Source organism: Enterobacter cloacae complex sp. 6730903, assembly GCF_048283985.1.
GTDB lineage: Bacteria > Pseudomonadota > Gammaproteobacteria > Enterobacterales > Enterobacteriaceae > Enterobacter > Enterobacter hormaechei_C.
The window spans coordinates 1-1,005 of sequence record NZ_JBLVXX010000137.1; the positions used below are offsets into that span (position 1 = coordinate 1).

Consider the following 1,005-nt stretch of genomic DNA (forward strand, 5'->3'; position numbering starts at 1 on the left):
ATTTGATATTTAATTATTTTGATGATAACAATGAAGAAATATAAAAAGAGGAGGTGTTATGAAAGCAGTTTATTTATTTGGGGTGATTTTTTTAATAATTGATTTGTTGCTTGGTTTTTATATTTTTGATAAAGGCGGGACCGATGCAGCTATCAAATCTGGGCTAATGGGGAATCTGTCGGTATGTATTATTTTTATGACTGTGGGAGTGTATGTGCCGGTACTTATCTGGTCACTTGCAGAAAGGAAAAAATAGCTATTAATACAACTCGAATATAATAGCTATTACCGGAACTTATTTCTTTATCGAGATCTCTATTTTATTATCCTTTTCGACCAAGGCATATATATCTTTGCTATCCAATGAGCGAATGGAGATATACGTGTGGTCATCTGGCTTTTGTTTTACACAGATGACTGGGGCTTCATTTTCGGGATTGGCCAACTTGCTGTATTCATTGGAAAATTCCTTTAGACTGATTAATAATTTTATCACTCCAGACAAGCTTACCATTGTAAGGAATAGATAACCCCAGACACTGGAGAAAATATTAGCAAATGTAAGGTTAGAATTAATATTCGAGATGCAATATATATAATATGCATAACTTATTAGAGAGAATAAACTGAGCAACGAATCTACAGACTTTTTTAAAACTTCACTGTAGATATTATGTGAGAAGAAAAATATAATACCACCGCAAAACAATGGAATTATAAGCAGTATCAATGTCAGGGCCCAATTGTGGTTGTTACCATATATGTAAAGGGAGATGAAGCATGTAAATGTAGTTAACAATGCGACCAATTTACTGAGAGTAGGATTATTTATCACTTGAAACTCCTGTTAAAAACTTCGGTTTTAATTGTCAATAATAGATCATATGCTGTAGTTGATATAGTCATATAAACATAACAGTCTTCTGTATGATGTGCTGTTTTTATCTTTGCAGTTTAATAAGTAAATTTTTATTTGTTCTGAGGGGATTCTATTCTCATAATAAC

1 protein-coding gene is annotated in these 1,005 nt (G+C 32.1%); it reads left to right on the top strand.

The window, feature by feature from the left end; genetic code table 11:
- The first annotated feature begins 58 nt into the window (after nt 1-58).
- Entirely contained in the window at nt 59-256 is a 198-nt protein-coding gene (locus tag ACNQ0W_RS25205) for a hypothetical protein (RefSeq protein WP_098028010.1), read from the top strand.
- Nucleotides 257-1,005 lie beyond the last annotated feature (749 nt).